The sequence below is a fragment of the Ruegeria sp. genome (genome assembly GCF_028066395.1).
In the GTDB taxonomy this organism is placed as follows: domain Bacteria; phylum Pseudomonadota; class Alphaproteobacteria; order Rhodobacterales; family Rhodobacteraceae; genus Ruegeria.
In genome coordinates, this window is the sequence record NZ_JALCBM010000043.1 from 33,530 (window position 1) to 40,395 (window position 6,866).

The following is a 6,866-nucleotide window of genomic DNA, read 5'->3' on the forward strand; positions in this document are numbered from 1 at the left end:
ATGAGGTTCATAGTCGCCCTTCTGATCTGTCTTATGCCCGCTGCCGCATCTGCCAAATGCGTCGTGCTGCTGCATGGGTTGGCGCGCACCGAGGCGTCCTTCACCGTGATGGAGGAGCTTTTCGAGGCTCACGGTTATACCGTGGTTCGACCCGGATACCCGTCGACCGATCTGCCAATTCCAGAGCTGGCCGCACAAACTCTGCCAGATGCTTTTTCGGCCTGCGGCGATGACACGGTAGATGTGGTGACGCATTCCATGGGCGGCATCCTGTTGCGCTATTGGCTGCAGGATCACACGCCCGAAAACCTGGGCCGCGTCGTCATGCTCGGCCCGCCGAACCAGGGCAGCCAGCTGGTGGATGAGTTGGGCGATTGGGAGGTGTTCGGCCTGCTGCACGGCCCTGCCGGGCTGGCGCTGGGCACTGGTCCCGACGGCATACCGCGCCGCCTGCCGCCGGTGGATTTCGAACTTGGGGTGATCGCGGGCGAGAACTCCCTGAATCCGGTGTTTTCCTCGCTGATCGACGGGCGGGATGACGGCAAGGTCTCGGTCGCGACCACCAAGGTCGAGGGGATGGCCGACCACATCGTTCTGCCCGTGACCCATACGTTCATGATGAATAACCCCCGTGTCATGGCGCAGGCGCTGCATTTCATCGAATTCGGCCGGTTCGATCCTCAGATCACTTGGCTTGGTGGCGTTCAGACCATAATAGACGAGATCTGCATCGGGCAGGATTGCTCGGAACCTGACTCGGAACCTACGCGATGACCTCATTAGGGCTGACATTTACGGGCGCGGATGTCCTGCTGCCCGACGGGCTCATGCAGGCGGATCTCGGCATCGCCGGCGGGCTGGTGCAACAGGAGAGCGCCGGGCGTAAGGTCGACCTGTCGGGATACCTGATCCTGCCGGGTATCGTGGACCTGCACGGCGACGGGTTCGAACGTCATATCGCGCCGCGCCGTGGCGCGATGAAGCAAATGGCCGAGGGCATTCTGTCGGTCGAGGCCGAACTGGCCGCAAATGGCATCACCACCGCCGTTCTGGCGCAGTTCTACAGTTGGGAGGGCGGGGTGCGCGGCCCCGACTTCGCGGCGCAGATGTTTGATGCCGTCGCCTCGGTCAAGGACAGCGTTGTCACTGACCTGATCCCGCAGTTGCGGTTCGAAACCCATATGCTGGACGATTATGCGGACCTGCCCGGAAAGATCGCCGATTGGCAGGTGCCCTATGTGGTCTTCAACGACCACCTGCCGCATGACCGGCTGGCGCAGGGCCGCACCCCACCGCGCCTGACCGGACAGGCGCTTAAGGCCGGTCGAAACCCCGAGGCGCATCTGGCCATGCTGAAACAGATGCACGCCCGCAAGGACGAGGTCCCAGCTGCACTCGACGCGCTATGCGCCGATCTGCGCGGGCAGGGTGTGCGTCTGGGCAGCCATGACGATGCCACCGCCGAGACACGCGCCGCGTGGCGCGCGCGCGGTGCCCCAATCGCCGAATTCCCCGAAACGCTGGTGGCGGCTGAGGCCGCGCGCGCGGGCGGAGATCACATCATTCTCGGCTCACCCAACGTGGTGCGCGGCGGATCGCATAAAGGCAATGCCAGTGCGCTGGATCTGATCGCGATGGGGCTGTGCGACGCGCTGGCCTCGGATTACCACTATCCCAGTCCACGTCGCGCCGCGCTGATGCTGGCCCGCTCCGGGTTGCTGGATTTGGCAGGCGCCTGGGCGCTGGTCTCATCTGGTCCGGCAAAGGTGCTGGGCTTGACGGATCGCGGCACCCTGACGCCCGGAAAACGCGCCGATCTGGTCATTCTCGGCGCAAAAACCCACCGCGTCGCCGCCACACTGGCCGCAGGCCGCGTCAGCTATATGTCCGGTGATATCGCCACGCGGTTCGTCACGTAAACGATCCCGCGCTTCATCTGGCTAAAAATATCCCCGCCGGAGGCATCGCGCGGCACGCGCGATTTCCCTTAGCGGGCGATCCGGTTGAAATGACCCATCTTCCGGCCCGGCTTCACCTCGGCCTTGCCATAAAGATGCAGCGCCACATCGCGTTCTCGGGCCAGATCGGGCACACGGTCCATATCCGCGCCGATCAGGTTCTCCATCATCACATCCGAATGTCGCTGCCCGTCGCCCAAAGGCCACCCGGCCACGGCACGAATGTGCTGTTCGAACTGATCGACCGCGCAACCATTTTGCGTCCAATGGCCCGAGTTGTGCACCCGTGGCGCAATCTCATTCACCACCAGCCCCTCGGGTGTCACAAACAGCTCGACCCCCATGACACCGACATAATCCAGCGCGTTCAGGATATTGGCCGCCAGCAACACGGCATCGGTACGCTGCGCGGGCGACAGGCGGGCAGGGACGGTTGTTGTATGCAGGATACCGTCGCGATGCACATTCTCGCCGGGGTCGAAACAGGCGACCTGACCGTCCAGCCCCCGGGCGGCGATGACCGACACCTCGTGCGAGAAATTCACGAATCCCTCAAGGATCGCGGGCGCACCTGCCATGTCGGCCAGTGCGCTCTCGGCATCCGCAGACGCGTGCAGCCGCGCCTGCCCCTTACCGTCATAGCCAAAGCGGCGGGTTTTCAGGATGGCGGGCGCACGGATCTGATCCAACGCCTCATTCAGGCTGGCCAGATCAGAGACATCCGCAAAAGGTGCGGTTTTCAGGCCCAGCCCCTGCAGAAAATTCTTTTCGGTCAAACGATCCTGACTGACCCGCAGCGCCTCGCGGCCCGGGTGGATCGGGCGGTGGGCTTCCAGCAGGTCCAGCGCCTCGGTCGGGATGTTCTCGAACTCATAGGTGATCACATCCACCGCATCGGCAAAGGCACGCAAAGCCTCGGCATCGTCATAGGCGGCGGTGGTCACCCGGTCGGCCACCTGACCGGCAGGCGGGTTGGCGCCGGGTTCGAAAATATGGGTCACGAACCCCAGCCGGGCAGCGGCAACCGACAGCATGCGGCCCAGCTGGCCACCGCCGAGAATTCCAATCACGGCCCCGGGGGCAAGCATATCAGTCATCGACGGGCTCCTGCGGGATCGAGGCGGACAGCGCGGCGCGCCAAGCATCCAGCCGTTCGGCCAGCGCCGTATCCTGCAGCGCCAGAATACCGGCAGCCATCAGCCCGGCATTTGCCCCACCGGCCGACCCGATGGCCATTGTAGCCACCGGAAAGCCCTTCGGCATCTGCACAATGGAATATAGGGAATCGACCCCGGACAGTGCCCGCGTCTGCACAGGCACGCCGATCACCGGCACCCGGGTTTTCGACGCCATCATGCCCGGCAGATGCGCTGCCCCTCCGGCACCCGCAATAATCACCTGCAACCCGCGTGATACGGCGGTCTTGCCATAGTCCCACAAACGATCCGGGGTGCGGTGGGCCGAGACGATACGTTTTTCATAGGCCACGCCCAATTCGTCCAGAATATCCGCGGCTTCCTTCATCGTGGGCCAATCCGACTGGCTGCCCATGATGATCCCCACTTTCACATCGCTCATCCGCTTCGTGTCCCTGCCTTCCAGAAAGAGCGCGCACTATAGCCAAATCCGACTTCGTGGCAATGCGTCAGGCGATGATGTCCGGGGTCAAACGGTCCTCGATCAGACGAATAATGTCCTTCAGGCGCAGTTTCTGCTTTTTCAGCCGCTTGATCGTCAACTGATCCGAGGTGCCCTTGGCCTGCAATGCCTCGATCGCCTCGTCCAGATCGCGGTGCTGGCGGCGAAAGACCTCCAGCTCGACCCGCAGAACTTCATCGGTTTTCATGGACAGATCGGTGGGCGCGTTCATGGCGACTCGGGCTTTCTTCGTGGTGCGTGTCACACAAGATAGTGTGTCGGGGTTTATCCGGCCAGACCTTGTGGACATCCTGGTTTCTTCCCATATTCTATAACACGCGGTTGCCAGAACGGGGCTGCACAAAACGTCGCTTTGACAATAAAGGACGATAATACGTGTCGAAACTTACCTTAGGCTCATACCCGCATCTTTTGGGGTTCGAGCAGTTGGAACGCCTTCTGGAACGGTCTGCAAAGGCCGGAAATGAAGGGTACCCGCCCTATAATATCGAACAGACCTCGGATTTTTCCTATCGGATTACCCTGGCCGTGGCCGGGTTCGCGGAAGAGGACCTGTCGATAACTATCGAGGACCGCCAACTGGTGATCCGGGGCCGTCAACGCGACGACAGCGAGGGACGTGTGTTCCTGCATCGCGGCATCGCCGCACGTCAGTTTCAGCGCATGTTCGTGCTGGCCGATGGCGTCGAGGTGGGCGAGGCGATCATGGAAAACGGTCTGCTGCATGTGGATCTGACCCGCGCCGTACCCGAAACCGTGGTGCAAACGATCAACATAAGAAAGGGGTAAGAGCTATGAATACACCGATTGAGATCAACGCCGAAGGTGATCGTATCGTCTATGTCAAGACGGTCGATGTGGCTGATCTGCCCCGCGATCTGCGCGATCAGGCGGGCGATCTGGATCAGCTATATGCGGTTCACGATTCAGACGGGCAGCAACTGGCGCTTGTGGCGGACCGCAAGCTGGCCTTTGTCCTGGCCCGGCAAAACGACCTGTCCCCGGTGGCGGTCCACTGAACAGGCCTCTCCTCCTGAAATGACGTGACTTTCGCCGCGACTGCGGCGAAAGATGCGAACTGGCAAAGCGCAAAATCAAGGAGGCGCATATGAGCTGGTTCGATTTCGATTGGGTGGACGCGTTCAGCGACAGCGCTTTTGGCGGCAATGGCTGCGCGGTGGTCCATGGCGCGGCGGGACTGTCTGATGAGGTCTGCATGGCCTATGTCCGCGAAACCTCATTGGTGGAATGCACCTTCACAGGGCCGTCCGAGATTGCCGATATCCGCGTGCGCTATTTCCTCGCCAGCCGCGAAATTCCCTTTGCCGGGCATCCGACCATCGCCACCGTTGCCGCCATGCGCGCGCGTGGGTTGATTTCAGGCGATGCGCTGACGCTGGAGACCGGGGCCGGGATCGTTTCGATCCGGCTGGACGGGGACGAGATCGAAATGACGCAGGTTGCGCCACAATTCGGCACGCTTGTGCCTGCCGAACTGGTGGCCGCCGCCGTTGGATTGCCCGAGGATGCGATCATCTCTCCGCCCCAGCTTGTCTCGACCGGGTTACCCTTTTGCGTCACGGTCCTGCGCGCTCACGACGCCCTGCGCGCCGCGCGGTTGGTCGAAGGCCCCTTGCGCAAAGTGGCCGAGGCAGCGGGCTATTCCGGCACCGATATGGCCGAGCCGTTTCTGGTCACGCTGAAGGGCGCAACGGATGAAGGAGACACATTCTCGCGCCTGTTGCTGGCACCGCCCAGCCCGCCCGAGGACCCGTTCACCGGCTCGGCCACTGGCGCGATGGCGGCGTATCTGTGGAAATATGGCCTGATGGACAAGGATGTGTTCATCGCAGAACAGGGCCACGACATGGGCCGCCCCGGACAGGCACGCGTTACGCGGGTTGGCCCGGCGGAGGCGATGACCGGCATCAAGGTCGCAGGGCGCGGCCATATCCTGATGCGCGGGCAGGTTGATTTGCCGGACTGAACGACAAAGGCCCCCGGAAATCCGAGGGCCTTTTCAGTATATGTTGTGGGATCAGCTGCCCGCGATCAGGCCCATGCTTTCCAGTTTCAGCAGAACCTGATGGGCGCAGTTGTCGACCTCGACATTTTCGGTCTCGACACTCAGTTCCGGGTTCTGGGGCACGTCGTAAGGGTCGGAAATGCCGGTGAATTCCTTGATCTTGCCCTCACGTGCCAGCTTGTACAGGCCCTTGCGGTCGCGGCGTTCGCATTCCTCGATGCTGGTCGCCACGTGAACCTCGCAGAAGGCTCCGAACTGTTCGATCTCTTCCCGAACGGCGCGGCGGGTGGTGGCGTAAGGCGCGATCGGGGCGCAGATGGCTATGCCGCCATTCTTGGTGATCTCAGAGGCCACATAGCCGATACGGCGGATGTTCAGGTCGCGGTGTTCCTTGGAAAAGCCCAGTTCCGAGCTGAGGTTCTTCCGCACGATATCGCCATCCAGCAGGGTGACCGGACGACCCCCCATCTCCATCAGCTTGACCATAAGCGCGTTGGCGATGGTGGATTTGCCCGAGCCCGAGAAGCCGGTGAAGAACACGGTAAAGCCCTGCTGGCTGCGCGGCGGCTTGGTCTTGCGCAGCTCGGCCACAACCTCGGGGAAGCTGAACCATTCGGGGATTTCCAGACCTTCCGCCAGACGACGGCGCAGTTCGGTGCCCGAGATGTTCAGGATCGTGACGTTGTCCTTGTCCGCGATCTCATCATTCGGTTCATATTGGGCGCGTTCCTGCACATAGACCATGTGTTTGAAATCGACCATCTCGACGCCGATTTCGTCTTGGTACTGACGGAACAGGTCCTGCGCGTCATAAGGCCCGTAGAAATCCTCACCGGCCGAGTTCTTGCCGGGGCCTGCGTGGTCGCGGCCGACGATGAAATGGGTGCAGCCGTGGTTGGCGCGGATCAGGCCGTGCCAGACCGCTTCGCGCGGGCCAGCCATGCGCATCGCCAGATTCAGCAGCGACATGGAGGTGGTGGAGGCCGGATATTTGTCCAGCACCGCCTCATAGCAGCGCACGCGGGTGAAATGGTCCACGTCGCCCGGTTTGGTCATGCCGACGACGGGGTGGATCAGCAGGTTGGCCTGCGCTTCCTTGGCGGCGCGGAAGGTCAGTTCCTGATGCGCGCGGTGCAGCGGGTTGCGGGTCTGGAACGCCACAATGCGGCGCCAGCCCAGCTTGCGGAAATAGGCGCGCAGCTCGTTCGGGGTGTCGCGGCGGG

Annotated in this window: 9 protein-coding genes; 5 read left to right on the plus strand and 4 right to left on the minus strand. The window is 62.3% G+C overall.

From position 1 onward, the window contains the following. Both MPJ51_RS13935 and MPJ51_RS13940 read left to right on the plus strand, forming a co-directional pair. A complete protein-coding gene (locus MPJ51_RS13935; RefSeq protein ID WP_298387864.1) occupies positions 1-774 on the plus strand; it encodes an alpha/beta fold hydrolase in 774 nt (257 codons plus the stop codon). Beyond that, entirely contained in the window at positions 771-1,919 is a 1,149-nt protein-coding gene (locus MPJ51_RS13940) for an alpha-D-ribose 1-methylphosphonate 5-triphosphate diphosphatase (protein ID WP_298387866.1), read from the plus strand. The genes MPJ51_RS13935 and MPJ51_RS13940 overlap by 4 nt, the downstream gene beginning before the upstream one ends. Before the next feature lie 68 nt (positions 1,920-1,987). Here MPJ51_RS13940 and MPJ51_RS13945 read toward each other — a convergent pair whose 3' ends face one another. From MPJ51_RS13945 to MPJ51_RS13955, 3 genes are all read right to left on the minus strand, one after another. Continuing rightward, positions 1,988-3,055 carry a 5-(carboxyamino)imidazole ribonucleotide synthase gene (locus MPJ51_RS13945; protein ID WP_298387868.1) on the minus strand — a complete coding sequence of 356 codons (1,068 nt, stop codon included), beginning with the start codon at positions 3,053-3,055 and terminating at the stop codon, positions 1,988-1,990. After that, on the minus strand, positions 3,048-3,536 hold the full coding sequence (gene purE / locus MPJ51_RS13950) for a 5-(carboxyamino)imidazole ribonucleotide mutase (RefSeq protein WP_298387871.1): 489 nt from the start codon (positions 3,534-3,536) through the stop codon (positions 3,048-3,050). Before purE ends, MPJ51_RS13945 begins: the two co-directional genes overlap by 8 nt. 67 nt (positions 3,537-3,603) lie before the next feature. Continuing rightward, the gene (locus MPJ51_RS13955; RefSeq protein WP_010441787.1) at positions 3,604-3,828 is read right to left on the minus strand and encodes a DUF465 domain-containing protein; all 225 of its coding nucleotides are present in this window, start codon (positions 3,826-3,828) and stop codon (positions 3,604-3,606) included. 164 nt (positions 3,829-3,992) lie between these two features. Between MPJ51_RS13955 and MPJ51_RS13960 the strand changes: the two genes are divergently transcribed. The 3 genes from MPJ51_RS13960 (at position 3,993) to MPJ51_RS13970 (ending at position 5,604) form a co-directional block, all read left to right on the plus strand. Then, positions 3,993-4,406 carry an Hsp20 family protein gene (locus MPJ51_RS13960; protein ID WP_085821398.1) on the plus strand — a complete coding sequence of 138 codons (414 nt, stop codon included), beginning with the start codon at positions 3,993-3,995 and terminating at the stop codon, positions 4,404-4,406. A gap of 5 nt (positions 4,407-4,411) precedes the next feature. After that, complete coding sequence (locus MPJ51_RS13965; RefSeq protein WP_298387892.1) at positions 4,412-4,636, plus strand: DUF1150 family protein; 225 nt, start codon at positions 4,412-4,414, stop codon at positions 4,634-4,636. Positions 4,637-4,725: 89 nt separating this feature from the next. Then, on the plus strand, positions 4,726-5,604 hold the full coding sequence (locus MPJ51_RS13970) for a PhzF family phenazine biosynthesis protein (protein WP_298387895.1): 879 nt from the start codon (positions 4,726-4,728) through the stop codon (positions 5,602-5,604). Positions 5,605-5,655: 51 nt separating this feature from the next. Here the strand turns inward: MPJ51_RS13970 and MPJ51_RS13975 are convergent. After that, positions 5,656-6,866, minus strand: a 1,211-nt coding sequence (locus tag MPJ51_RS13975; RefSeq protein ID WP_298387898.1) for a bifunctional sulfate adenylyltransferase/adenylylsulfate kinase, incomplete at its 5' end; no start/stop codon positions are given.

What these genes read in the sequence shown, in the direction of transcription:
- MPJ51_RS13970 (WP_298387895.1), top strand. Translation starts at nt 4,726, where the DNA reads ATGAGCTGGTTCGATTTCGATTGGGTGGACGCGTTCAGCGACAGCGCT.
- MPJ51_RS13940 (WP_298387866.1), top strand. Translation starts at nt 771, where the DNA reads ATGACCTCATTAGGGCTGACATTTACGGGCGCGGATGTCCTGCTGCCC.
- MPJ51_RS13955 (WP_010441787.1), bottom strand. Translation starts at nt 3,828, where the DNA reads ATGAACGCGCCCACCGATCTGTCCATGAAAACCGATGAAGTTCTGCGG.
- MPJ51_RS13935 (WP_298387864.1), top strand. Translation starts at nt 1, where the DNA reads ATGAGGTTCATAGTCGCCCTTCTGATCTGTCTTATGCCCGCTGCCGCA.
- purE (WP_298387871.1), bottom strand. Translation starts at nt 3,536, where the DNA reads ATGAGCGATGTGAAAGTGGGGATCATCATGGGCAGCCAGTCGGATTGG.
- MPJ51_RS13945 (WP_298387868.1), bottom strand. Translation starts at nt 3,055, where the DNA reads ATGACTGATATGCTTGCCCCCGGGGCCGTGATTGGAATTCTCGGCGGT.
- MPJ51_RS13965 (WP_298387892.1), top strand. Translation starts at nt 4,412, where the DNA reads ATGAATACACCGATTGAGATCAACGCCGAAGGTGATCGTATCGTCTAT.